General features: G+C 35.2%; 24 protein-coding genes. 16 read left to right on the forward strand and 8 right to left on the reverse strand.

Annotated features, from left to right (window positions below):
* Positions 1-9 precede the first annotated feature (9 nt).
* The 10 genes from nuoH (at position 10) to H4K33_RS12765 (ending at position 9,804) form a co-directional block, all read left to right on the forward strand.
* Complete coding sequence (nuoH, locus tag H4K33_RS12720) at positions 10-1,041, forward strand: NADH-quinone oxidoreductase subunit NuoH (protein WP_182649553.1); 1,032 nt, start codon at positions 10-12, stop codon at positions 1,039-1,041.
* Positions 1,042-1,047: 6 nt separating this feature from the next.
* A complete protein-coding gene (locus H4K33_RS12725; protein ID WP_002989009.1) occupies positions 1,048-1,596 on the forward strand; it encodes an NADH-quinone oxidoreductase subunit I in 549 nt (182 codons plus the stop codon).
* A 2-nt stretch (positions 1,597-1,598) separates the two neighbouring features.
* Positions 1,599-2,114: an NADH-quinone oxidoreductase subunit J gene (locus H4K33_RS12730; protein ID WP_182649555.1), complete on the forward strand. Its 516-nt coding sequence runs from the start codon at positions 1,599-1,601 to the stop codon at positions 2,112-2,114.
* 2 nt (positions 2,115-2,116) lie between these two features.
* Positions 2,117-2,437, forward strand: coding sequence for an NADH-quinone oxidoreductase subunit NuoK (gene nuoK, locus H4K33_RS12735; RefSeq protein WP_002989006.1), 321 nt, complete (start codon positions 2,117-2,119; stop codon positions 2,435-2,437).
* Between the two features lie 6 nt (positions 2,438-2,443).
* Positions 2,444-4,330: an NADH-quinone oxidoreductase subunit L gene (gene nuoL, locus H4K33_RS12740; RefSeq protein WP_182649558.1), complete on the forward strand. Its 1,887-nt coding sequence runs from the start codon at positions 2,444-2,446 to the stop codon at positions 4,328-4,330.
* 9 nt (positions 4,331-4,339) lie between these two features.
* On the forward strand, positions 4,340-5,773 hold the full coding sequence (locus H4K33_RS12745) for a NuoM family protein (protein ID WP_182649561.1): 1,434 nt from the start codon (positions 4,340-4,342) through the stop codon (positions 5,771-5,773).
* Between the two features lie 48 nt (positions 5,774-5,821).
* The gene (locus tag H4K33_RS12750) at positions 5,822-7,207 is read left to right on the forward strand and encodes an NADH-quinone oxidoreductase subunit N (protein ID WP_182649563.1); all 1,386 of its coding nucleotides are present in this window, start codon (positions 5,822-5,824) and stop codon (positions 7,205-7,207) included.
* A 435-nt stretch (positions 7,208-7,642) separates the two neighbouring features.
* The gene (locus H4K33_RS12755; protein WP_182649565.1) at positions 7,643-7,888 is read left to right on the forward strand and encodes a hypothetical protein; all 246 of its coding nucleotides are present in this window, start codon (positions 7,643-7,645) and stop codon (positions 7,886-7,888) included.
* Between the two features lie 718 nt (positions 7,889-8,606).
* Positions 8,607-8,852, forward strand: coding sequence for a hypothetical protein (locus H4K33_RS12760; protein WP_182649567.1), 246 nt, complete (start codon positions 8,607-8,609; stop codon positions 8,850-8,852).
* 706 nt (positions 8,853-9,558) lie between these two features.
* Positions 9,559-9,804, forward strand: a complete 246-nt coding sequence (locus H4K33_RS12765; RefSeq protein ID WP_182649565.1) for a hypothetical protein — start codon at positions 9,559-9,561, stop codon at positions 9,802-9,804.
* Between the two features lie 523 nt (positions 9,805-10,327).
* Here the strand turns inward: H4K33_RS12765 and H4K33_RS12770 are convergent.
* The 5 genes from H4K33_RS12770 to H4K33_RS12790 form a co-directional block, all read right to left on the reverse strand.
* Complete coding sequence (locus H4K33_RS12770) at positions 10,328-12,688, reverse strand: TonB-dependent receptor (RefSeq protein WP_182649569.1); 2,361 nt, start codon at positions 12,686-12,688, stop codon at positions 10,328-10,330.
* Between the two features lie 377 nt (positions 12,689-13,065).
* The gene (locus tag H4K33_RS12775; protein WP_182649571.1) at positions 13,066-13,200 is read right to left on the reverse strand and encodes a FeoB-associated Cys-rich membrane protein; all 135 of its coding nucleotides are present in this window, start codon (positions 13,198-13,200) and stop codon (positions 13,066-13,068) included.
* 6 nt (positions 13,201-13,206) lie between these two features.
* Positions 13,207-15,315 carry a ferrous iron transport protein B gene (gene feoB / locus H4K33_RS12780; protein ID WP_182649573.1) on the reverse strand — a complete coding sequence of 703 codons (2,109 nt, stop codon included), beginning with the start codon at positions 15,313-15,315 and terminating at the stop codon, positions 13,207-13,209.
* A 15-nt stretch (positions 15,316-15,330) separates the two neighbouring features.
* Positions 15,331-15,570: a FeoA family protein gene (locus H4K33_RS12785; RefSeq protein ID WP_182649575.1), complete on the reverse strand. Its 240-nt coding sequence runs from the start codon at positions 15,568-15,570 to the stop codon at positions 15,331-15,333.
* A gap of 193 nt (positions 15,571-15,763) precedes the next feature.
* On the reverse strand, positions 15,764-16,471 hold the full coding sequence (locus H4K33_RS12790) for an SCO family protein (RefSeq protein ID WP_182649577.1): 708 nt from the start codon (positions 16,469-16,471) through the stop codon (positions 15,764-15,766).
* 242 nt (positions 16,472-16,713) lie between these two features.
* Here H4K33_RS12790 and H4K33_RS12795 point away from each other — a divergent pair, with 242 nt between their 5' ends.
* Entirely contained in the window at positions 16,714-18,780 is a 2,067-nt protein-coding gene (locus tag H4K33_RS12795; protein ID WP_182649579.1) for a M13 family metallopeptidase, read from the forward strand.
* A 152-nt stretch (positions 18,781-18,932) separates the two neighbouring features.
* Here H4K33_RS12795 and H4K33_RS12800 read toward each other — a convergent pair whose 3' ends face one another.
* Together H4K33_RS12800 and H4K33_RS12805 are read right to left on the reverse strand one after the other, a co-directional pair.
* Entirely contained in the window at positions 18,933-20,504 is a 1,572-nt protein-coding gene (locus tag H4K33_RS12800) for a S41 family peptidase (protein ID WP_182649581.1), read from the reverse strand.
* A gap of 8 nt (positions 20,505-20,512) precedes the next feature.
* Positions 20,513-20,941, reverse strand: a complete 429-nt coding sequence (locus H4K33_RS12805; protein WP_182649583.1) for a dCMP deaminase family protein — start codon at positions 20,939-20,941, stop codon at positions 20,513-20,515.
* Between the two features lie 257 nt (positions 20,942-21,198).
* Here H4K33_RS12805 and H4K33_RS12810 point away from each other — a divergent pair, with 257 nt between their 5' ends.
* A complete protein-coding gene (locus H4K33_RS12810) occupies positions 21,199-21,627 on the forward strand; it encodes a TerB family tellurite resistance protein (RefSeq protein ID WP_182649585.1) in 429 nt (142 codons plus the stop codon).
* A gap of 48 nt (positions 21,628-21,675) precedes the next feature.
* On the opposite strand, the gene fbp is transcribed toward H4K33_RS12810, so the two are convergent.
* Positions 21,676-22,686: a class 1 fructose-bisphosphatase gene (gene fbp / locus H4K33_RS12815; RefSeq protein ID WP_182649587.1), complete on the reverse strand. Its 1,011-nt coding sequence runs from the start codon at positions 22,684-22,686 to the stop codon at positions 21,676-21,678.
* A gap of 93 nt (positions 22,687-22,779) precedes the next feature.
* Here fbp and H4K33_RS12820 point away from each other — a divergent pair, with 93 nt between their 5' ends.
* The 4 genes from H4K33_RS12820 (at position 22,780) to H4K33_RS12835 (ending at position 26,152) form a co-directional block, all read left to right on the forward strand.
* Positions 22,780-23,250 carry a GNAT family N-acetyltransferase gene (locus H4K33_RS12820; protein ID WP_182649655.1) on the forward strand — a complete coding sequence of 157 codons (471 nt, stop codon included), beginning with the start codon at positions 22,780-22,782 and terminating at the stop codon, positions 23,248-23,250.
* Between the two features lie 6 nt (positions 23,251-23,256).
* The gene (locus H4K33_RS12825; RefSeq protein WP_182649589.1) at positions 23,257-24,510 is read left to right on the forward strand and encodes an aspartate kinase; all 1,254 of its coding nucleotides are present in this window, start codon (positions 23,257-23,259) and stop codon (positions 24,508-24,510) included.
* A 127-nt stretch (positions 24,511-24,637) separates the two neighbouring features.
* Positions 24,638-25,195 (forward strand): hypothetical protein, encoded by a 558-nt coding sequence (locus tag H4K33_RS12830; RefSeq protein ID WP_182649591.1) that lies wholly within the window; start codon positions 24,638-24,640, stop codon positions 25,193-25,195.
* A 285-nt stretch (positions 25,196-25,480) separates the two neighbouring features.
* Positions 25,481-26,152 (forward strand): toxin-antitoxin system YwqK family antitoxin, encoded by a 672-nt coding sequence (locus H4K33_RS12835; protein ID WP_182649593.1) that lies wholly within the window; start codon positions 25,481-25,483, stop codon positions 26,150-26,152.
* Positions 26,153-26,273: the final 121 nt, after the last annotated feature.

Below are 26,273 nucleotides of genomic sequence, written 5' to 3' on the forward strand. Positions count from 1 at the left end.
CGGTAGAAAATGGATAAAGCAATTATTATTGATAAAGCAATTATTATTGTGGTTGTATTTGCAATCACAATGCTTATGGCGATGTATGCAACGTTAGCAGAACGAAAAATTGCAGCGTGGATACAAGATCGTTTAGGTCCAAACCGTGCAGGTAAAGGAGGTATGCTACAACCTTTAGCCGATGGTTTAAAACTATTCGCTAAAGAAGAGTATGAACCAACAACGCCTAACCGATTCTTATTCAAATTTGGTCCTTTCCTAGCGATGACATTGGCTCTAATGACCAGTGCCGTGCTACCTTGGGGGGATAAATTTGTTCTTTTTGGCAGAGAGATTATCTTACAAGCTGCAGATATTAACGTCGGGTTATTGTATATCCTAGCGGTATTATCTGTTGGTGTATATGGAATTATGATTGGAGCTTGGGCTTCGAATAATAAATACTCTTTAATGAGTGGTATTCGCGCAGCTTCACAAATGATTTCTTACGAAATTGCAATGGGTCTTTCCCTTATTTCTTTGTTGTTGTTAACACAAAGCATGAGTATGAGAGAAATTGCCCTACAACAAACGGGAATGAACTGGAACGTATTTTATCAACCTATCGGGTTTTTAATCTTCTTAATCTGTTCGTTTGCCGAAACTAATAGAGCACCTTTCGACTTAGCGGAATGTGAGCAAGAGCTAATTGGTGGATTCCACACGGAATATTCTTCGATGAAAATGGGATTCTATTTATTCGCCGAATATTCGAATTTATTCATCTCTTCTGCTATCATTTCCGTGTTATACTTCGGAGCATTTAACTATCCAGGTATGGCTTGGGCAGTAGAAAATTGGGGAGTTAATATTGCTAACGTATTGGGTATTTTCGCTCTATTCATCAAAATATTTTTCTTCATCTTTGTTTATATGTGGGTGCGTTGGACATTGCCGCGTTTCCGTTATGATCAATTGATGAACTTAGGATGGAAAACATTAATCCCATTGGCATTATTGAACTTAATCGTTACAGCAGTTGTAATCTTACTATTAAACTAATTAAACATGTCATCAACTAATACATATTCTTTATCAGGAAGAAAAAAGATGGTTTCGAACAAGAAACTAACTTGGAGTGAGCGCATCTACTTGGTTGCGATTTTCAAAGGAATGATGGTTACCTTAAAACACATGTTTAAGAAAAAGGTGACAATCTCTTATCCAGAACAAACACGTCCATTTAGTCCTGTTTACCGTGGTAGACATACCCTAATGCGCGACGACGAAGGAAGAGAGCGCTGTACGGCTTGTGGTTTATGTGCCTTATCATGCCCGGCAGAAGCAATCACAATGAAAGCAGCAGAACGCAAACCGGAAGAAAAACACTTATACCGCGAGGAAAAGTATGCTGAAATCTACGAAATCAACATGTTGCGTTGTATTTTCTGTGGTTTATGTGAGGAATCTTGCCCTAAACAAGCAATTTACTTAACGAAATCAGGAGAGATTACTAAAGCAGATATCACTCGTGAAAACTTTATCTACGGAAAAGATAAATTGGTTATGCCTTTAGAGGCAGCTATTGCTAATACGAACAAACAGAATCAAGCGTAATTATGATAGAAATTTTATTTTACATCCTTTCGACAATCACACTCGGAAGTGCAGCGTTAACGTTGTTGAGTAAAAACCCTATTCACAGCGCTTTGTGGTTGGTTGTTAGTTTCTTCTCAATAGCAGGTCATTACATCCTATTAAACTCTCAGTTTTTAGGTATGATCCATATTATGGTATACTCTGGGGCAATTATGATTTTAATGCTATTTACAATCATGTTAATGAACTTAAATATCAGCCACGAAGTATCAAAACCTTTAGTTTCTAAAGTGGTAGCAACAATTGCTTTCTGTTTAGTAGGATTATTATTGTTATCTATTACTTTAAGAGGAAATCAAGCGTATGAACTTCAATATGCTAATCACGGACAAGACTTCCAGTCGGTTCACGTATTAGGAAAAGTATTATTGAATGAATATGTAGTTCCATTTGAAATGATCGCAGTACTCTTATTATTAGCGATGATCGGAGCGGTATTGATTTCTAAAAAAGATAAATCTGAAAAAGTAGCATAAGTATGGAAAATGTAATTGAAATCATCGGTATTGATAAATACATCTACTTATCAATCTTATTATTCTGCATCGGAGTATTCGGAATATTATACAGAAGAAACGCAATTGTAATGTTCATGTGTATTGAGATTATGTTGAACTCAGCGAATATGTTATTAGTCGCTTTTTCAACCTATCACCAAGACGCACAAGGACAAGTTTTTGTTTTCTTTACTATGGCGGTTGCCGCAGCAGAAGTTGCTGTTGGACTAGCAATCTTAGTATCGATTTACAGAAATATCGGCGCAATTGATATTGATAAATTAAAGAACTTAAAAGGATAATTCCTTATGGATACAAACGTAATTTTACTTTTATTATTAGTCCCTTTACTAGGGTCTTTGGTTAATGTTTTCTTCGGAAAAAAATTAGGTAATGGTTCTGGAATTATTGCAACTGTAGCAGTTTTAATTTCTTTTATCATCTCATTACTTGCTTTTATTCAAGTAAACAATTCCAAACAACCAATTGAAATTGAACTATTCGAATGGATGGCTTTAGCTAACTTCAACGTTACTTTTGGCTTCTTACTCGATCAACTTTCCCTATTGTGGTTGTTATTCGTTACAGGAATCGGAACATTGATTCACTGGTACTCGACGAACTACATGAAAAATGACGAGAACTACGCTAAGTTTTTCGCTTATTTAAATCTATTTATCTTCTTTATGATTGTGTTAGTTACGGGAAGTAACTTATTAATCACTTTCATCGGATGGGAAGGTGTTGGATTGTGTTCTTATTTACTAATCGGATTTTGGCATAAAAACCAATCGTATAACGACGCTGCTAAGAAAGCATTCATTATGAACCGCATCGGGGATTTAGGCTTTTTAGTAGGGGTATTTATCTTGGCTTTCTTATTCCAATCACTAGACTATATGACTATCAAAGAAGCATTGATGAATGGTACTAACCACCAAATCAATATGTGGATCGGATGGGCTGCTTTAGCCCTTTTTATTGGTGCTGTAGGAAAAAGTGCACAAATTCCATTGTATACATGGTTACCTGATGCGATGGCAGGACCAACTCCTGTATCGGCGTTAATTCACGCGGCAACCATGGTAACTGCGGGTATCTTCTTAATCACAAGATTAAACTTTGTATTTGACTTAGCGCCGCATATTCAAAATATCATTGCCATAGTTGGTGCTTGTACGTCTTTATTTGCAGCGACTATTGGATTGGTGCAAACGGATATCAAAAAAGTATTGGCTTATTCAACGGTATCTCAATTGGGATTAATGTTTATGGCCGTGGGATTTGGTGCGTACGAAATCGCTGTTTTCCACGTGGTAACACACGCTTTCTTCAAAGCTTGTTTATTCTTGGGTTCTGGATCTGTTATCCATGCCATGGGTGGTGAACAAGACATGAGAAATATGGGTGGATTAAAGAAATTTATGCCTGCCACTTACGCCACTTTCCTTTTAGCAACTATTGCCATTTCAGGGTTCCCTCCTTTTTCAGGGTTCTTCTCGAAAGACGAAATCCTATTAACGGCTTTCAGTCATAACCCTGTGCTATACGTAATCGGATCTATCGCGTCTATCATGACCGCGTTCTATATGTTCAGATTGTTGTACCTTACTTTCTTCAAGAATTTCAGAGGAACACAAGAACAAAAAAATCACCTACACGAAAGCCCTGCAGCTATCACGATCCCTTTGTGGATTTTAGGTATTTTATCTGTTGTGGGTGGAGTAATTAGCTTACCTGGAAATAGCTGGTTAAATAGCTATTTAGAACCAATCATCGTGAACAGTGCAAATGCACATCCACACGTTTTAGGAACAACAGAATATATCCTAATGGCTGTTGCTGTTATTGGCGCATGTATCGGTTTGTTTATTGCCTATAGCAAGTACATCAAAAAAGGAGAACTTCCTCCTGCAGATGAACAAATGACAGGATTCCACAAAGTACTTTACAACAAATATTACATTGACGAAATCTACATGAAAGTAATTGTAAAACCAATTTACACCCTTTCTGTATTCTTTAGAGACGTTGTTGAAGTTGTATTGTCAGAAACCATTTATGGATTAGGAAAAATAGCAGACGGATTATCTTTACAAGGAAAAAAAGCACAAAACGGAAATATCGGATTGTACTTATTCGCCTTTGTATTCGGAATCTGTTTGATGTTGTATTATTTATTCATTGCAAGTTAATTTAGAGAGATGAACGTAACTATATTATTATTAACGTTATTAGTTGGAGCATTTGCTACGTTTTTAGCAAATAAAACACTTGCCCCTAAAATTGCTTTGCTATTCGGGTTAGTCGCATTTGTAGAAACAATTGCCATCATTTGCCAACACAATTCAGGAGTAAATGCCGGTTTTACCACGCAATGGATCATGAATCCCAACATTCACATTGCCCTAAAAGCGGATGGATTAGCTTTAGCCCTTGTTTTATTAACAACGATGTTAACACCGCTAATCATTTTATCTTCTTTTGGAAATCACATTGAAAAATCAAATCTATTCTACGGTCTAGTAATGTTCATGGCATTTGCTATGACAGGAACATTCTTAGCTGCAGACGGATTCTTATACTATATTTTCTGGGAGTTATCTTTAATTCCAATCTACTTCATCGCTTTACTGTGGGGGAATGATACCTTCGAAGCACGTAAAAAAGCAATTTTCAAATTCTTTATTTACACGTTCGCAGGATCTTTATTCATGTTGGTTGGTTTTATCTACTTATACCAAAAAGCAGGTAGCTTCTTACTTACAGATTTATACAAGGTAAGTTTAACAAGCCAAGAACAATACTGGATTTTCCTAGCGTTCTTCTTAGCTTATGCAATTAAAATTCCCGTTTTTCCTTTCCATACTTGGCAGGCTTCTACTTATGAGAAAGCTCCTACGGTTGGAACGATGCTTCTATCGGGGATTATGTTGAAAATGGGATTGTACTCAATCATCCGTTGGCAATTGCCTATTACGCCTTCAGCGGCGAAAGACTTAATGCCGACAATTTTAGTATTGTGTATCATCGGTGTAGTATACGGATCGATCGTTGCGTTAAAACAAGTAAACATCAAGCGTTTCTTCGCTTATTCTTCTTTAGCACACGTTGGTTTAATTGCTGCTGGTGCATATACTCTAACTTTAGATGGTTTGCTAGGTGCAGTATATCAAATGTTAGCCCATGGTTTCGTAATTGTAGGTTTATTCTACGTTGCTGAAATCTTATACAACAGATTCGAAACTAGAGCGATTAACGAAATGGGAGGAATTCGCCAACAAGCGCCTCAATTCGCATCTCTATTCATGATCTTACTATTTGCTTCTATTGGTCTACCAGGAACATTTAGTTTTATCGGTGAGTTTAGCTTGCTTTTCGGTCTATCGCAAATCAATATCTGGTACGCGATCATCGGAGGAACAAGTATTATTTTCGGTGCCTTCTATATGTTGCGCATGTTCCAAAGATCTATGTTAGGTGAAACGAATGCCAAAGTATTTACTGACGTAACGTTAAACGAAAAAATTGTTTTAGGTGTTTTAGTCATCACGGTAATTTTCCTTGGTGTTTACCCTAAACCAATTACTGATTTAATTACGCCAAGTTTGGTTGAAATCGTATCCTATATTAAATAACAATTGAGATTCAGCTTATTCTGAAACCATCATTCCAAAATATAAAAGATGAATACATTAATAGCAGTTGGAGTATTAGCGGTTATCGTTCTACTAGCAGAGATCATTAATTTGAGAAAATTAATCATCCCTGTAACAATTGTAGGACTAGTGGGAATTCTCGGTTACACGCTTTGCAATATTGACGTGGTGGAAGGCCACTACAACAATATGATTGTAACTACGAAATTTTCAAGCGCATTTTCTTCTTTATTTATTGCCCTAACCATCTTGTTAGTTGGCTTGAGTAAAGATTTTTATCAAACGCAATTTTCTAAAATATCAGACTATATTTCGTTGAAATTATTCTTGCTCATGGGTGCTATCTCCATGGTAAGCTTCGGAAATATGGCCATGTTTTTTGTGGGATTAGAAATTCTTTCTATTACCTTATACATTCTTTGTGGATCAGATCGTACGAATATCAAGAGTAACGAATCTGCCATGAAATACTTCTTGTTAGGATCTTTTGCTTCAGGGGTAGTTCTATTCGGAATTGCTTTGATCTATGGTGCTACAGGATCTTTTGACTTGGCTCAAATTACCCAGTTAACAACAAGTAACCCTATGCCTGTTTGGTATGCTTTAGGGGTAACGATGGTGATTATCGGTATGTTGTTCAAAATAGCAGCCGTACCTTTCCACTTCTGGGCACCAGACGTGTACCAAGGAGCACCAAACCTAACTACTGCAATGATGAGTACGTTGGTAAAAGTAACCGCTGTAGCTACGTTATACAAAGTATCGATCAACTTGCTACACCAAATGCCTTCGCACTATACAACAGCAATCGTTGTTATTGCAATCTTAACTATGTCTGTGGGTAATATCATGGCCTTACGTCAAGATAATATGAAACGTCTATTAGCTTACTCAGGTATTTCACATGCTGGATTTATGATGATGGCGTTGACCGCTTTAGGTAGTGCTACTCCAAATCTTTTCTACTATGCTACTTCATATGCTTTTGCAGGTATCGCTGCTTTTACGGTACTAACAATTGTAACAAAAGGAAAAGACAACGAACATATCAATAACTTTAAAGGATTAGGCAAATCTAACCCTCTTTTAGCGGTTATCTTATCGGTTGCCTTATTATCTATGGGAGGTATTCCAATCTTCGCTGGTTTCTTCGGAAAATTCTTCTTATTCACAGAAGCAGTGAAAAACGGATTCATCACTTTAGTTATCTTCGGGGTAATCAACTCGTTTATCAGTATCTACTACTACTTAAAAATTATCATCTTGATGTTTGCTAAGCAGGGGGAAGAAACAGAGACAGAACCAACACCAATTCAAGTACCTCTATCCTACACCATCGTAGGTTTACTTGCAGTAGCTGCAGTAGTGGTATTCGGATTATGTCCTTCACTTGTTTTAGGACTCTTCTACTAAGAACAAATAAATAACAATTCAATAAATTACTCAAAGGCTAAGGATGCGACAACATCACTTAGCCTTTTTTTTGGTTATGAGTGATCTGTTATCGGTTATGAGTGATCCCTAAATCTGGTTAACTGTTGTTTGTATCAACTGTACAACAAACAACTTACATCTCACTCTCTCACTACCTTCGTATCTTCTTAAACAATTCAAACCACTATTAAAAATCTCATTCAAAATTCAAATAACCAACTAATAAACAATAGGTTAAGTGATTTAAAAATTCTCAAACACTGTATATTTGATCTTCCTAAAGCAATAACATTATACTTCATAAAAGACTTTCCCGTAAGGCAAGGTGGCACATTCGGAAACTACTGCAATGCTGTTATTGGCATAGGACACCTAAACCTTACGGTTTTTACACTATTCTTAAACAATAACAATATGAGTACAAAACCTCAACCCCACATGCTATCCAAAAACGATAGCCACAACTTAGCGCTGTTGCAAGAGCTGTATGACCTCAACCCCGATTTTGCCTCTTATGCGCAAAGTATCAACGCCTTGTTTTACTACTACGTTCAACATTGTACAGAAAACGCGGATGAATTCTTTCTCAATGCATCTGACGTTCATCAAGTTCTGGAAATCGTTCACACGCTACAAAAACTAAAGAAACCTAAAAATTAATCGTTCTCTTATGATGCATCATCTTCTAACATAAAAAGCAGCAATAAACCCAAGTCTATTGGTGCTTTTCTATTTTTTGAAATATATTTAATCACATTCGATTGTATGATCTCTTTGTACGGAACATAATTGGTCTTCTGAAGCATGTCTATAATAGTATGATCAACATTAGATTTTATTCAAATTTCATCCATAACGTAAGACATACTAAATGAGTAGTTATCTTTCTTTTCCGTGTCAACAACATATTCTTTTGAATCCGAATAGTTGAGATTACCTTCTTTTTTTAAAACAAAAAAATAAGAAAAAAGCATACTTCTTCCTTTCTCCAACTAAATGAGTCAATTAGGTGTATCTATTTTTAGACATTGCATTTAATATTTCATCATCACAACTAGATCTATTAGCTACAATAACTGTATATCTTTCGCTTGCCATTTCTTCTTGAAAATGTTCACCCATCCTTCTTTCTTTAAAAAAAGAAATCAAAGCCTATAATCTCATTCACAATTCAAATAACTAACTAAAATACAGTGGATTAAAAGACAAAAAAACAATATTAAGACATTATCTTTAGTACTCCTAAATTTCAAGTTTTACACCACAAAAAAAATTTGCCTGTAATTGGATGGTGGCGCTATTGGAAACAACCGCAACGCTACTTGAAGCGTAGGACACCTAAACTTTACAGGCTTTTATATTTCCAAATTCAAGTATTATGAGTCCAAAACCTCAACCCCACATGCTATCCAAAAACGATAGCCACAACTTAGCGCTGTTGCAAGAGCTGTATGACCTCAACCCCGATTTTGCCTCTTATGCGCAAAGTATCAACGCCTTGTTTTATTACTACGTTCAACATTGTACTGAAAACGCGGATGAATTCTTTCTCAATGCATCTGACGTTCATCAAGTGCTGGAAATCGTTCACACGCAACAAAAACTAAAGAAACCTAAAAATTAATCGTTCTCTTATGATGCATCATCTTCTAACATAAAAAGCAGTAATAAACCGAGGTTTGCAACTGCTTTTTTATTTTTTGAAATATATTTAATCACATTCGATTATATGACCCCTTTGTACGGAACATAATTGTTCTTCTGAAGCATATCTATAATAGTATGATCAACATTAGATTTTATTCAAATTTCATCCATAACGTAAGACATACAAAACAAGTAGTTATCTTTCTTTTCCGTCTCAACAACATATTCTTTTGAATCCGAATAGTTGAGATTACCTTCTTTTTTTAAAAGAAAAAAGCATACTTCTTCCTTTCTCCAACAAAATGAGTGAATTAGGTGTATCTATTTTAGACATTGCATTCAATATTTCATCATCACAACTAAATCTATTAGTTACAATAACTGTATATCTTTCACTTGCCATTTCTTCTTGAAAATTATCACCAATCCTCCTTCCTTTAAAAAAAGAAATCAAAGCCTATAATCTCATTCACAATTCAAATAACTAACTAAAAAACAATCAGTTAATATTTTAAACTAGCAAAATTTATTTTAGATTTAATATTCCTAAATATTAACTTTATGACATTTGAACAAGATTCTACCCATGTAGTAAGGTGACGGAATTGGAAACAACCGTAACGCTGTTAATAGCGTAGGACACCTACTCTGCATGGGTTTTAATATTCCTATTTATTAACAATATGAGTACAAAACCTCAACCCCACATGCTATCCAAAAACGATAGCCACAACTTAGCGCTGTTGCAAGAGCTGTATGACCTCAACCCCGATTTTGCCTCTTATGCGCAAAGTATCAACGCCTTGTTCTATTACTACGTTCAACATTGTACAGAAAACGCGGACGAATTCTTTCTCAATGCATCTGACGTTCATCAAGTGCTGGAAATCGTTCACACGCTACAAAAACTAAAGAAACCTAAAAATTAATCGTTCTCTTATGATGCATCTACTAACGTAAAAAGCAGCAATAAACCCAAGTCTATTGCTGCTTTTTTTATCTTATTAAAATGAGGATGTCCTCAAGCTATATATTTGTTATGAACATCCACAGTTTCCGCTCCCACAAGAGCCTCTACAACAATTTTTTAAACACCAAGATCCAACTGATTTTTTATCAAATTATAATATGTTTTTCTATTGGATATTAATTTATCATGATTCCCTAGTTCTACAACTTCTCCTTTTTCTAAAACTACTATTTGATCTGATTTCTTTACTGTGGATAATCTATGAGCAATTATAATAACAGTTTTAGTTTTTTTTTTTAATAAAATCTGGTCTGATATTCACATCCATTTTAGTACCAACAGTAAGATTAGCTAATTCTTAATAACTTCAATACGTATATTGACTATTTTTAAGTAACAAATAGAATATATAATTAAATTAACTTGATCAAAGTTTTAATACATTAGATCCTTGTTGGTATTAGGTTTGCAAACATTCATTCTCAATTTGCCCTTGAAGTCTCTTCAAAGTCAATTGTTTTATCTTTTAAGGAATTCTTTGATTTACCAAACGTATAGGTAGCAGAAAAAGTAATATTTCTACTATCGTAATAATTATCGAACTGCTGTTGATTTGAGCTAAATTGTTTTTTTCCTTTGGCTCTAAGCTGCTGGAATATGTCATTAACAGCTATATTTAAAGCAAGATTTTTTTTAGAAAACAGAAATTTAATTCCTATATCAAATGAAGCCATATTTCTAAGAGAACTATTCCCTTTTTTTGAAGGAAGTCTATGCCAATAATTAACATATAGAAACCTCTGTTCCGGTTTCAGAATTAACGTATTATTGAGATAATAACTTGAAGCAATTCCTTTTTCTCCAATAATAGTATTCATCTTCGATTTCGCATGTACATAAGCTAAATTTAAAGAAACGCTATGCTCCAAAAAATCAATCAATGATTTAGTATACATTACATTGAAACCAATACTTTCTTGATTGTAATAATTAAAATAGGTTGAAACTTCTACACTGTTTTCAAAATTTGATATTTGTCCAAACTCGTTAACTACTTGTTGATAATAAAGGTCTAATGATAGAAAATCATGCAAGAGATATCCAAATTCAAAATTGTTATTATAAGATGGCAACAGTAGTGGATTTCCCGTTGAATATGAGTTCGGTGTACTATACCACCTAAAGGGGTCGACTTCTCTAAAACTAGGTCTATTAATACGCTTAGCATAGGACATATACAGAACATCTGATTCACTAGCATTATACTTTAAATACACAGAAGGAAAAAAGTTGTAATAATTTGTTTTTTTTGCTTCATCCATCGACTTTGAAACACCTTGACTAATCGTATATTCATATCGTAATCCTAACTTAAGTTCCCAAGACTTAAAAAATGTTTTAGCGAAATCTAAATAAGCAGAATAAATATTTTCATTATAAGAAAACACAGCTGATTTAGAAGAATCTTTAAGATAACCCTGAGCTATCCAATTAAAATATCCAACATTTGAATTATTGCGCATCACTGCGTATTTCGCACCAAATGAATATAAGCCCCAATTAGTATTCAAAACAAAATCAGCAGTAGCAGAAAGAATCTGGTAATCAATATCAGAATGAGTTTTGATCACATCGTGATTCAACGTTTTATAAAAATCATCTGTAGTAAGATTAATGGTTGATGTAGAATTACTTTCAAAATAATTTAATCCGATATCGACTAAATCATCCTGATCAGATAGTTTACTTTGCGAATATAGATTTAATGTATGCATGGGGTTAGTATTCCTGTGATGCGCTAAAGTTTTCAGGTCCTTAAATGGTGTAATCTCTTCATAAAAAACAGACCGGTTAGAAACTTCTTTCGTATTAATAGCTGCTCCATAATTATAAATAACTCCAAGTTTAGTATTAGTAGATAATGCATATCTTAAACTAACATCTATACCAATCCCTTTGTAAAAATCTCTGCGTCTATCCATAGACCTCAAAGATTGCTGAGCTATAATATCATAGTACTCCTGTGCTTTAATAGACGTATAATATTGTCTTACTGAAAACGACGAACTAATTTTTTCTCCTTGATAATTAAGCGTTAAACCATTTGAAAAACTAAAATAGGTTGCTTGTTGCATTGAGCTAGTTACATTGCCATTAAGCCCTTTCTCTGTATTCTTTTTTAATACGATATTAATTAACCCACTATTACCTTGTGCATCATATTTAGAAGAAGGAGAAGTGATTACCTCAATCCGCTCTATATTTTCAGTACGGATAGTATTCAAATATACTTTGAGTTCCGTCCCAGTTAAATAAAGGATTGTATCGTCAATTAAGATCCCTACTTTGTTCTTTCCGACAATAGAAACATTTCCATGTCCATCAACTGAGACTAAAGGTGTAATTGCTAATAACTCTAAAGCACTAGATCCACTTGAATAAATAGATTGAGAAACATTAAATACAATTCGATCTGTCTTCCTTTCTAAAGTTTTTTTCTTTATTCTTATTTCAATTTCATCAAGATTAGTCGTCTCATTTACAATTAATTCTCCCAAATTAAGATCTTGATCTAACTCAATATCTCTACTAACTAGAGAAGAACTAAACCACAAAACCTTCAATGCGTAACTTCCTTTTTCTTGATTCAGTGAAAATTCTCCCAAGCTATCCGTATAAGCTTGTGCTACAGGGATGTTATCTTTTTTCAATAAAAGGACGGTAACAAATGACAGAGGAAAGCCATCCGTATTGTGAACTTTTCCTCGTAAAGAGAACACTTGTCCAAGTAGATTATGAGAGAAAAGAATAAGCAATAAGCAATAAAAAATGTTTTTTATCATCTAAAAAGGCATTATTGTTATTAATAATACCTAAAACTACAAATAATATTAAATTATATTTAAAATTTTACTAAACAAAAACAAACATTCTCAATCAATCTCTAACTGTATTCAAATAAATCATACTGCGATCTTTAAAAGAGTATCTAGTTAAGATAAAATAGAGTGAGAAATTAATTCCTCATAATCAAAATGATTTTTAAAATCTAGTACCTATTTTAATATAGACTTTAGAGGTACAAGTAATTTCAACACATAATCACAAAATTTTTATTCATAAGACATCATCTTCTAACATAAAAAGCAGCAATAAACCCAAGTCTATTGCTGCTTTTTTTATCTTATTAAAATGAGGATGTCCTCAAGCTATATATTTGTTATGAACATCCACAGTTTCCGCTCCCACAAGAGCCACCGCCTTTTTTGTTGTTCTTTTTACCAAAACTCTTTTTGACAAAATAACCAATGGCAAAAAGCAATAAGGCGTAAACGATAATTTCTTGATAATTCATATCGCTTTACTTTAAGAGTTGATAGGCTATAAACGCTGCCACATAAGCGAGAACCGTCATAAAGACCAACTGATAAATGGTCCATTTCCACGATTTTGTTTCTCTACGCACAATCGCTACTGTTGCAGTACATTGCATGGCAAAGGCATAGAAAAACATCAGAGAAACCCCACTAGCCAAGGTAAATACTTTTTCTCCAGTATCGGGCCATATTTCAGCTGCCATTTTTTGTTTGATACGTCCATCTTCGTCATTTTCATCTCCAGAACCTACATTGTAAATCGTTCCTAAAACTCCGACAAAAATTTCACGCCCAACAAAAGACGACAATACAGCAATCCCTACTTTCCAATCATATCCCAACGGTTTAATCATCGGTTCGATCGATTTACCAAGTATTCCTATATACGAATTTTCTAAGCGGTAACTGGCAACATATTCGCTCATTTCCTCCTCAGACACCTCTTTGTTTTGGTGTACTTGAGCCATGTGCTCTTCTGCATTTTCAAAATTATCACCAGGACCATGCGCCCCTAAAAACCAAATGATAATAGACAACACAAAGATGATCTTTCCTGCTCCTACGACGAAAGCTTTAGTCTTTTCGTACATATTCGCCACGACGTTTTTGATAATTGGTGTGCGGTAATTTGGCATTTCAATAACAAAATACGACTTGCGTTCACTTTTAATGTATTTACTCAATGCCCATGACGACACTAAAGCCGCTAAAAATCCGATGAAGTAAAACAACGTCAACGTCAATCCTTGCAAACTTAAAAATCCAAATAAACGCGTTTCTGGAATAACTAATGCAATGATAATAATATATACAGGAATACGAGCAGAACAAGTCGTAAACGGCGTTACTAAGATCGTAATCAATCGCTCTTTAGGGTTCTCAATATTACGTGCAGACATAATCGCTGGAATTGCACAAGCATTACCTGAGATTAAAGGCACTACAGATTTTCCACTCAATCCAAACGGACGCATTAATTTATCCATCAAGAAAACCACGCGGCTCATATATCCTGTTTCCTCTAAAATAGAGATAAACATAAACAAGATGGCGATCTGCGGAATAAATGGCATTACCCCTCCAATACCCGGTACGATACCATCGGCAATCAGATCGGTTAATTTACCTGGTTCCATTACTTCGTGTACCCATGAACTCAAATTGGCAAATTGTTCGTCAATCCAATCCATCGGAATACTAGACCACTCGAAAATCGCTTGGAATACCAACATCATAATACCGAAGAAGATCAAATATCCATATACTTTATGCGTTAGAATTCGATCCACTTTAGAGCGGAGTCCCGTAGCTTTGGATGTATCACGCGTATAGGTTTCCTTCAGCGTATCATTGATAAACTGATAGCGCTTGATGGTTTTTTTATGTTGTAATTTTTTAATTTCACTGTCAGACAAATGAATGCCCTTGGCTTCTATATCTTTCTTTCCAATGTTTCCAATAGTGATATCTTGTGAATAAATCATCCACAATTTAAATACCGAAAAGTTAGAAAAAGTCAAGGCTAATTTTCCAAAGAAATCCGGATCAACATCCGTTGCATTTAAACAAGGTTCAATGGAGTAATTTTTATAATCAACTACCGCTTGTTTTAATTCTTGAATACCCAATTTCTTTTTGGCACTCATTAAAACAATTTTGGTATTCAATTTCTTTTCTAAGGCAGCTACTTGGATGCTAATTCCCTTTTCTTCCATATGATCTGCCATATTAATGACTAAGATCGTTGGGAAGCCCAATTCTTTCACTTGGGTGAACAGCAATAAATTTCGCTTTAAGTTTTCGATTTCGGCAACAACAACGGCTACATCTGGATAATCCTCATTAGTCGGATCAAACAATAAATCCAATACAATGCGTTCGTCTTCCGAGCTTGCGTTGATACTATAAGTTCCAGGCAAGTCGATGATTGTAGCGGTTACCTCATCGTTTAATTTAGTTGTACCTGACTTTTTATCTACCGTAATACCAGGATAGTTACCGATTTTGTGATTTAAACCTGTTAAAGCATTGAATACAGAGGTTTTACCCACATTAGGATTACCTATTAGGGCAACTTTAATATCTTTTTTCATCTACTCGTTCTCCTACTATTTGAAATTACCTTCTAAGCTAACCACAATTTCCCTTGCCAATTCTTTGCGAATCGATAGATGTGTATCATTGATACAGAAATAAATAGGATCTCCTAAAGGAGCTACTTCCAAAAGCTCAACAGCATTACCTGGTAAACATCCCATTTCTAATAATTTTAAAGGAACTTTATGCATATCAAAATCAGCAATAACGCCCTTTTCATTTCTTTTCAATAAGTCTAACGTTGTATTCACCTTATTTAGATTTAATTCACATTGCAAAAGTAAGGAATAAAAAAAGAATTCGAACACTATTTTGGGATTAATTAGTCCAAATACTACTAAATCAACGTCTTGTACACACCCTATTTTCAAGGATTTTTCGTCCAACTAAAAAAATAGCCAGGTGAAAATTCGACCTGGCTATTCCTGTTCTATTATTGATTTTTTACTTCGATTTCTTTTCGTGTTCATACAACCACTGGATGTCTTCCCACAACTCTTGCATATTCTTATTTTCAGGGTCTTTGGTATCGAGATTTGTACCATCATAAAACCCGCGAATTCGTCCTTCACTATCCACTAGAATAAAATTCTCTGTGTGTACCATATCATACATTTCATCCGGTGATCCTGTCTTCACGGCTAAATAAGAATTTCTTGCCATAAAGTAGATATCGCGTTTATCTCCAGTGACCAAATTCCAAACCGCATCATCTACCCCTCTTTTTAACGCATATTCTTTTAATACAGGTACACTATCTATATCCGGTGTGACCGTATGTGATAATAACTTCACTCCGGGTACAGCTTTAATCTTTTCTTGAAGCCACTCCATGTTATCGCCCATGATTGGACAAATAGTAGGACATGTAGTAAAGAAGAAATCTGCCACGTAAATATGTCCTTCGTAATCTTTGTTGGTAATAGTATCTCCATTTTGATTGATAAAAGTAAATGGAGCAATGCGATGCCTTTGTTTATTTGCCTCGTGCTGAATTAAACTATCTACCATTTCTGGATTAACCATTGAAGGTGTGTATACTGGCAAGCTCTTTCTATATTTTAATGCATTGTAAAACAAAACGAGAATTCCACAACTCATCAAAAAGAAAAATAGAAAGAAATATCTATAGCGTTTAAAAAATTGAAACATGATATTTTTGAGTTTCCTACAAACTTACAAATTCCAACCTATAAATACGTTAAAGGGAGCTTAAAACCATCGCTTACAAAATGTCCTTATTCCTTCCCTATATAATTGTATAAAACCAGCAAATCAATAGAAAAAGGAAGATTTATTCCCAAAAAATCAATTTATAGGTCCAAATAGAAATTACTAAAAAGATATTTTCTATTTTTGTTTAAACTTGAATTAAAGTAAAAACTGAAATAAAAATGAAAAAAAGAGTATTATTAACCTCTGGTCTTGCTCTAGCTTCATTAGTTGCTTGTAAAGATGGCAAAAAAACTGAAGAAGTTGCAGATCAAGAAAATCACGGAATTAACTTAGAATACATGGATCTAAGTGTAAATCCTGGTGATGACTTTTTCCGTTTTGTAAACGGTACGTGGTATGATAACACAGAAATTCCAAACGACAGAACGCGTTGGGGAAGTTTTGATGAATTAAGACAAAACACAGATAAAGACGCTCTAGCTATTTTAAAAGAAGCAGCAGCAGCTCATAATCTAGATGCTAAATCGGATCAAGCTAAAGCAGTTGCTTTGTTTGAGTCTTACTTAGACAATGCTACGCGTAACAGTGTAGGTGTAACTCCATTAAAACCATACTTGGATCAAATCAACGCGATTCAAAATCCGGCTGACGTTACTAAATTAATCAATGATTTAGCAGACGAAGGTGGGTTGGGATTATACTCTTCCTATGTGTATGCAGATATGAAAAACTCAAATGAAAATACCATTTATTTAGGTACAGGTTCATTAGGGTTACCTGATCGCGATTATTATGTATTGCAAGATGCAGACATGAAAGAAAAACGCGACCAATATGTGGCACACGTAGCTCGTATGTTAGAAATGGCTGGTGAGTCAAAGGAAGAGGCAACAGCTGATTCAAAACGCGTACTGGCAATCGAAACAAAGATGGCTGAACCTCGTTTAACAAGAGTAGAGCGTCGTGATAGCCGTTTAACATACAATCCAATGACGATTGCTGAGCTACAAAAAATTGCTCCAGTAGTAGATTGGACTGCTTATTTTGCAGCTACAGGATTGAAAAACATCGACAAAGTTGTTGTAGATCAACCTAAATATATGAAAGCATTAAACGACATTTTATCAGCTAAAAACATCGATGATGTAAAAGCGTATTTAAAATGGACGTTAGTAAACGGTTATGCAAGTACTTTATCTACAGAGATGGAAACTGCAAACTGGGAGTTCTATTCTAAAACATTAGAAGGAGCTAAAGAACAAAGACCAGCTGAAGAAAGAGCTCTTGCTGTTGTAAACAACACAATTGGAGAAGCTTTAGGTCAATTATACGTGGCTAAAAAATTCCCTGCTGAAGCGAAAGCGAAAGCACAAGCAATGATCAAAAACGTATTAACAGCATTTGGTGAGCGCATCAAAAACTTACCTTGGATGGCTGAAGAAACGAAAAAAGGAGCTTTAGAAAAATTAGCTACGACTACCGTTAAAATTGGTTACCCTGACAAATGGGAAGATTATTCTAAAATGGATATCAAATCTCCTGCTAATAAAGGAAACTATTTCGAAAACATGAGAAATGCATCGAAATGGGAAGTAGCTAAAAATAGAGAAGACTATGGTAAACCTGTAGATAAATCTCGTTGGGGAATGTCGCCGCAAACGGTAAATGCATATTTCAACCCATTGTATAACGAAATCGTATTCCCTGCAGCTATCTTACAACCTCCTTTCTATGACTATAAAGCAGATGAGGCGATCAACTACGGTGGTATCGGTGCTGTTATCGGACATGAAATCTCTCATAGCTTTGATGATTCAGGTGCTCGTTACGACAAAAATGGTAACTTGAACAACTGGTGGACAGATGCTGATTTAGAAAGATTTACTACACTAGGTGATAAATTAGCTTCTCAATACAGTGCTTTAGAGCCACTTCCAGGTGTTTTTGTAGATGGTAAATTTACTTTAGGTGAAAACATTGGAGATTTAGGTGGTGTAAATGCTGCTTACGACGGATTGAAAATCTACTTAAAAGAGAACGGTGATCCAGGATTAATCGATGGATATACACCAGAACAACGTTTCTTTATCTCTTGGGGTACAATCTGGAGAACGAAAGCACGTGATGAAGCTGTTAAAAATCAAGTAAAAACAGATCCACACGCTCCAGGTTACTATAGAGCCTTTGTTCCTTTACAAAATGTTGATGCTTTCTACGAAGCATTTGATATTAAAGAAACAAACAAGCTTTACATCAAACCAGAAGATCGAGTGAAAATTTGGTAATATACAAAAAGGGGAATTTCGAAAAGAAATTCCCCTTTTTTTTGTTATGAGTGATCTGTTATGAGTGATCTGTTATGGGTAAAGTTTACTGAAATATATTATTTTTCTAGAAAATGAAAAATAGGTTTTAGCCGACAAACTTCCGATAACCGTTAACTGTTAGTTACTTTCAAAACCATCGGATCTGTTTTCAACAACCATTGATAATAATCCTTTTGATCTTTTAATTGATTCAAGTATTCAGCAATCAGAAAATGCATTACTAATTCTTTATGGCGATCAAATTTAAAGAACAACTTATTACTTTCTAAATACGCTTTAAAGTCACTATATTCTTTTTTATCAGCTTGAAGGTGTTCGATGAGTTGTTCGGTTGTCATCTCCTTATACCTTTGACGTTCTTTATCTATCTCTTGGAAGACATAATAGCTCACCATACCAGATTTCATCATCATCACGATGGCTTCTTCTCCGTGTTTTCTGGCAATTGGCACAAACACATCTGGCACAATTCCCCCTCCTCCATAAACAATCCTACCTTGTAACGTCTTAAATTGGAGGCTATCTGCTACCTTGATGCTATCTGCTGCATACAATTCGCCGTGTTCGTAACGCGAACGGAAATCATTGTTATAATCTTCGATACCGTTTTTGTAATTTTTTTGAATAGACCTACCCGATGGAGTATAATAACGAGCCGTTGTCAATCGAATGGCTGAGCCGTCACCTAACATTAATTCGCGTTGAACTAATCCCTTTCCAAATGTACGTCGTCCGACAATCGTTCCTCTGTCATTATCTTGAATAGCACCTGCAATAATCTCACTCGCTGAAGCGCTATTTTCATTCACTAAAACATACAGTGGTTTTGTTGTAAATAAATTGGTGCTCTTTGCCTTGGTTACTTTTTCTTGTCCTCCTCGATTAATCGTTTTCACTATGATTTGATCCGTCAACAAAAAATCGTTTAAAATCTTACTCGACTGATCCATATAGCCTCCACTATTATCGCGTAAATCAATAATCAACCCTTCAATTCCCTCCTCAATTAATTGGAGTAACCCCGCTTGGAATTCTTCGTAAGTAGTACTAGCAAATCGGTTGACTTTGATATAGCCATATTGACTGTCTAACTTTATCGCAACATCTACGCTTTTTAGGGGTATCGGTTCTCGTTTTACTACAATATTCTTTCTTTCCTTAGTGGTTTTACGATAAACTTCTAGTGTAAGAGCTGTTCCTTCTTCTCCTCTAAGTACTGAGGAGATCGTATCTGAAGAAATTTCTTTGCCATACAACGGATGTTGGTTTGCTTTTAGAATGCGATCACCAGCCAAAATACCCGCTTGAATAGAAGGTCCTCCTTCAAGAGGTTTAATTACGGCTAAAGAATCTTGATACAGATAATATTGTACCCCAATACCTACAAAACTCCCTTGCATGGATTCTGTAACCTCTTTCATCAACTCTTTCCCTATATAAACAGAATGGGGATCTAATTGTTCTAATATTGTAGTAACCGTACGGTCTACAATAGAATCTGTATCGACCTGATCCACATATTCTTGTTCGATAAAGTCAAGTAGTCGATTTAGTTTTAATTTATTGTGATTGGTAAAGAAATTACCTTGAGTTCGTTGAGAGGCAGACACTAAAAATCCACCTAAGAGTACTCCTAGTGAAATAGATATTGCAATGATTAGGGGCCAAAAAATTCTTTTCATATCCTTTATTACTCTAAATCATCTATATGAACAACCTCAACACCTGCTTTAATCAGGAAATCGATACCTGCCATATCTTTATACCCCTCTACATAAACCACGCGTTTAATTCCTGCTTGATGTATTAGTTTACTACAATCACGACAGGGAGACATCGTAATATATAAGGTGGCATCTTGACAACTTTGGGTTGAGCTAGCTACTTTTAGAATGGCATTCGCTTCTGCATGTAAAACATACCAATAAGTTTGATCGTTTTCATCTTCACAACAATTGTCAAATCCCGTAGGTGTTCCGTTATATCCATCGGATATAATCATTCGATCTTTGACTATAATTGCCCCAACTTTTTTGCGTTTACAGTATGATAATTGTCCCCATTCGCGTGCAATACGCAAATAAGCTTTATCATACTTAGTTACTTTAGGATTTGACATAAACCTCCATTTTATAACTCTTAATATACGACAAAAATACGCATAAGTTTCACTTGACTCTCTATCCTCTTTTGAAATAATATAGAATCCTGGTGTAATTGATTCTTTACTCGGGATAAAAAAGTGCGATAACCCCTCTTTTTACCTGTGTTTTTCACTATTATTTTTTTAATTAATACACGCATTTATCTAAAGAAATTTTGTACATTACTTCTAATTAACACCTTAAACCAATTAACAACAAAAAAGAATGTATTATGGCTTATTTAGATTTATATGACAGTGACTTTAAAGAGCGTAACAAAGGACATTTTGCTTCCATTGTACGCGTTGCTTTAGCTGACGGAGATATCAGTCAAGAAGAACTTAAATTCCTAAACGAATTAGCGGATAAATTAGATATCACAGCTGAAGACTATGAGAAAATCATGGCCAATCCCGAAAAATACCCTGTTAATCCCCCGTATTTAGAGATTAACCGAATTGAGCGTTTATATGATTTAGCTCGTATGGTATATGTCAATCATGTGTTAGGACCTAAACAAAAAGACATTTTGCGCAAATTTACTGCTGCATTAGGCTTTACCGGAGATATTGATTTAATTGTAAATAAAGCTTTATCTCTTCTAGTTCTAGGTGTTGACATTGACACTTTTATCACAGAAATTCAACAGCTGAAACATTAAAAAAAGGGGTTTTACACGTGTAAAACCCCTTTTTTTAATGTTTTATTTTTATTGGTGTAAAGCCATAAATTCTTCTGCTTTTTCCACCATATTTTTACTTCCACAGAAAAATGGAACACGTTGATGTAAAGCTGTCGGTTCAATCTCCATAATACGTTGGTAGCCATCTGAGGCTCTCCCCCCTGCCTGTTCCATGATAAAAGCAATTGGATTACATTCATACAACAATCTCAATTTTCCTTTTGGTGCTTTTGTACTTGTTGGATAAATATAAATACCTCCTTTTAAAATATTGCGGTGAATATCCGAAACTAAACTTCCGATATAACGTGCAGAATACGGACGATCTCCTTGTTCTTCTTGGCAGTACTTTAAATAATCTTTTACCCCTTGTGGGAATTGAATATAGTTTCCTTCGTTAATCGAGTAAATACTTCCATCTTCTTTAATCTTCATATTAGGATGAGACAAATAGAATGTTCCAATTGCAGGATTTAAAGTAAAGCCATTTACACCAGCTCCTGTTGTATAAACCAGCATCGTAGAAGATCCATATACAATGTATCCTGCTGCAACTTGGTTTTCACCTTTTTGCAAGAAATCTTCCATTTGCACTGGAGTTCCTGCAGGTGTTACACGACGATAAATAGAAAAAATTGTTCCTACTGACACATTCACATCAATATTAGACGATCCATCTAAAGGATCGATCAACACCACATATTTACTATCGTTATCTCCTTTTTTACCTTGGATGGTAATAAAATCATCTTCCTCCTCAGAAGCAATTCCACATACAATTTCGCGATTAACTAAGGTATTGATAAAAATCTCATTCGCGTAAACATCTAGTTTTTGTTGTTGTTCTCCTTGTACATTCTCTGTACCAAAAGCTCCTACAATATCAACTAAACCTGCTTGGTTTACTTGATGACTAACTACCTTTGCAGCAAGTCGTAAAGAGTTAATTAAACGAGAAAGCTCTCCTGAAGAGAATTTGAAATCTTCTTGTTTATCAATGATAAATTCCCCTAGGGTTTGATGTCTTTTTGTTGTCATGGAAAAATGATTCTTTAGTTGTGTATTTGCTGTGCAAATATCGTTAATTTTGTCATTCAAATGAAGTTATTAACCATAAATCCAACAAAAGAGATGAATGTTAGAACAGCTACTCCAGCTGATATGCCAGCTGTACTAAATTTAATTCAAGAATTAGCCACTTTTGAAAAGGAGCCTGACGCTGTAATCATCACGGCTGAAGATCTAATTCGCGATGGTTTTGGTTCGCATCCCCTTTTTCAAGTGTGGGTAGCTGAGCAGGACAACGTACTTATCGGTATGGCACTTTTTTACTACCGTTATTCTACATGGAAAGGAAAAACCATTCATTTAGAAGATTTAATTGTAACAGAAAAAGCTCGAGGAACAGGTGCTGGCTTAGCCTTGTATAAAAAAGTAATAGAGATAGCAAAAGAAAAACAGGTCAAACGCGTGGAATGGGTTGTTTTAAATTGGAATACCCCTGCTATTGAATTTTACAAAAAATCTGGTGCTACTGTATTGGAAGATTGGTACACTGTACAAATGGATGAACAAGGAATTCACGCCTTTATAACAAATTAGTTGGACATGAAAATATACAAATTTGGCGGTGCATCAGTTAAAGATGCAGACAATGTAAAAAACGTTGCCCATGTACTGCGCACCGTAGGTTATGCGGATAGTTTACTCATTGCATCAGCCATGGGAAAAACGACCAATGCACTAGAAGTAGTCGTGCATAATTACTTTCAGAATCGGTTTGATTTGGCAGAATCCGTACAACTTGTCAAAACCTATCACCTCGATATTCTACACGGGCTGTTTACCGACTTAAATCACGATGTATATGGCGCAGTAGAAGCCTTGTTTGAATCGCTAACTTCTTTTTTACTCAACAATAAATCTCCTAACTACAATTTTGTTTACGATCAAATTGTCAGTTATGGCGAGCTGTTGTCTACCACAATTTTACATCATTATTTACAATTTTGTGCCATTGACAACACGTGGATTGATGCTCGAAATTTAGTCAAAACAGATACAACCTACCGCGATGCTAATGTGCAATGGGATATCACTTGTGATGCCATTACACAAGCCATAGACAAAAAAGAATTGTATATCACACAAGGATTTATCGGTTCTGATTACAATGGTTTCTCTACCACTTTAGGAAGAGAAGGATCAGATTATTCAGCAGCTATCTTTGCTTATGCTTTACATGCGGAGAGCGTTACCATTTGGAAAGATGTACCGGGTGTACTCAATGCGGATCCACGCTATTTTGAAGAAACAACATTATTAGAACAAATTTCCTACCAAGAGGCGATTGAACTAGCATTTTACGGAGCTTCTGTTATTCATCCGAAAACCCTACAACCACTTCGTCAAAAGGAAATTCCTCTTTATGTAAAATCGTTTGTAAACCCTACGCTAGCGGGAACTTCGGTCTCAAGAGGAGCGGATTTAAAACCTGCTATTCCTTGTTTTATTGTCAAGAAAAACCAGTTGTTGATTTCACTGTCTTCGAAAGATTTCTCGTTCATCATGGAACAAAATATCAGTGATATCTTTAAACTGTTTTGTGAATACAACATCAAAGTTAATGTCATTCAAAACTCAGCGATTAGCTTTTCGGTTTGTGTGGAAGACAAGTTCAATCACTTCGAAGAATTGCGTCAAAAACTAAACGATCAATACCGCGTGAGTTATAACGAGAATGTTTCTCTCTATACGATTCGCCATTTTGACGAAACCTCAGCGGATCGCATTTTACAAGATAAAACTTTATTGCTGAAACAAGTCAACAGAGAAACCATGCAAATGGTGACTAAAGAATAAATGCTTTTTGGCATGGTAAATGGTAGTACTCTTTTCGGGAATTACATTCCTGAAAAGAGTGACTTAGCCTAGTTTTCTACTAGAAAAAGCTACTTCACTAGTATCTAACTTCATAACTAACTAAGTGATGACTTTACCCTACAAAATGCCTTCGTACAATACGAAGTTTGGCTATCTAGATGAGAGGAGAATCGTTTACAGTAGATTTATTCATTCTGAAGAAGGATCTGCTAAACTATCTCCTGCAGGTTCCCTCAACCTTAAATATCCCAATCCAACCACCGAGCGCGGAGTTAAAACAACAATGTTTACCTCCTTTGTCTATGGATTCTACGATGTGTATACTGATGATACCGTTGATATTCAAGCGCAAGTATCCGTGAAAGGCAACAATGACCTCAAAGGATATACATTGAGCTATTTGTATAAGGAATATCTTGGAGCTCCAACAAACATCACTTTACTTATCAATCCCAATATAAACAATTACTTATATAACGATTATTCTTTAGTTGAACCAACGATTGTGGAGCAGGGAATTTCGGTAATGAAATCGTTTAAATTGTCTAATTTCAAAATTAGCCAGAACAGCAAGCTCTATATTTACGTTACCTTACCTCTGCTGTCCAGCGCAGGAAACAGCTTTGTACAAACACAACACGAAATTTTTATACAAAGAAGATAAGGCATAGTATCACACCCTTCCTGTTTCTACTCCTAATTCAAAGCTGTCAAAAGAAAGAGTATGGCATAGAGGATTTAGTTAAAAGTAAGGGTTTATTTTATGTACCAAATACCCAAACACTATTTACAGGAGAAACCATAGATTACAGTGTCAATTTAATTATCAACAGTTTTGAAAATGGACAATTGCAAACGGAGTCGAATTACAAAGACAATCTGTAGTTGAATGCATACATCAGCTATTATGAAGATGGGGCGCTCAATTCAAAAGGCTACTCACTAGGTAATGAATGGACGTATTACAAAGACGGTAAGCTCCATCGCTACCGACATCAAGGAGAAAATGAAAAAAACAACTTTATTTATTATGTCTTTAACCCTTGTACTAGGATGTCATAAAAAAGAATACACCCTAGATGATTTAGTCGAAATTAAAGGACTATCCTACAGCAAAGACTCCAACGAACCCTATACAGGTGAAGCTCTCAATTACTTGGGCAAACAAATAACTGCTATTCATCTATATAAACAGGGGGAACACATCCAGGCCACTACCTTTTATCCCAATGGAAATAAAGAATACGACATCCAATTTAAAGACAACAAAGAAAACGGTTTTTGGAGGTATTATTTTTACAACGGACAATTAAACTATGAATATTATTATGTAGAAGGTCAACGCCAAGGAAAAGCAAGGTTTTATTACGAAAATGGACAATTGCAAACGGAGTCGAATTACAAAGACAATCTGCAGTTAAATGCATACATCAGCTATTATGAAGATGGGGCGCTCAATTCAAAAGGCGACTCACTAGGTAATGAATGGACATATTACAAAGACGGCAAGCTCCATCGCTACCGACATCAAGGAGGAAAAGAAACTTTTTACAACAAAGAGGGAAAAGAAGTCCCGTATGAAGAAGTAGAACAAGATTACAAAGCACAGTATAGCTCTTGATTTTTTCACAAAAAAATTGTTTTTGAAGTAAACAGCGTACAACAATAATCGAGTATTGAGTTAATTCTTCCGTGCGGCATACCGTTATGCGCTTCATTCTTCGGCTGTAGATATCATTGTT

The sequence above is a fragment of the Myroides sp. WP-1 genome (assembly GCF_014145635.1).
Lineage (GTDB): Bacteria > Bacteroidota > Bacteroidia > Flavobacteriales > Flavobacteriaceae > Flavobacterium.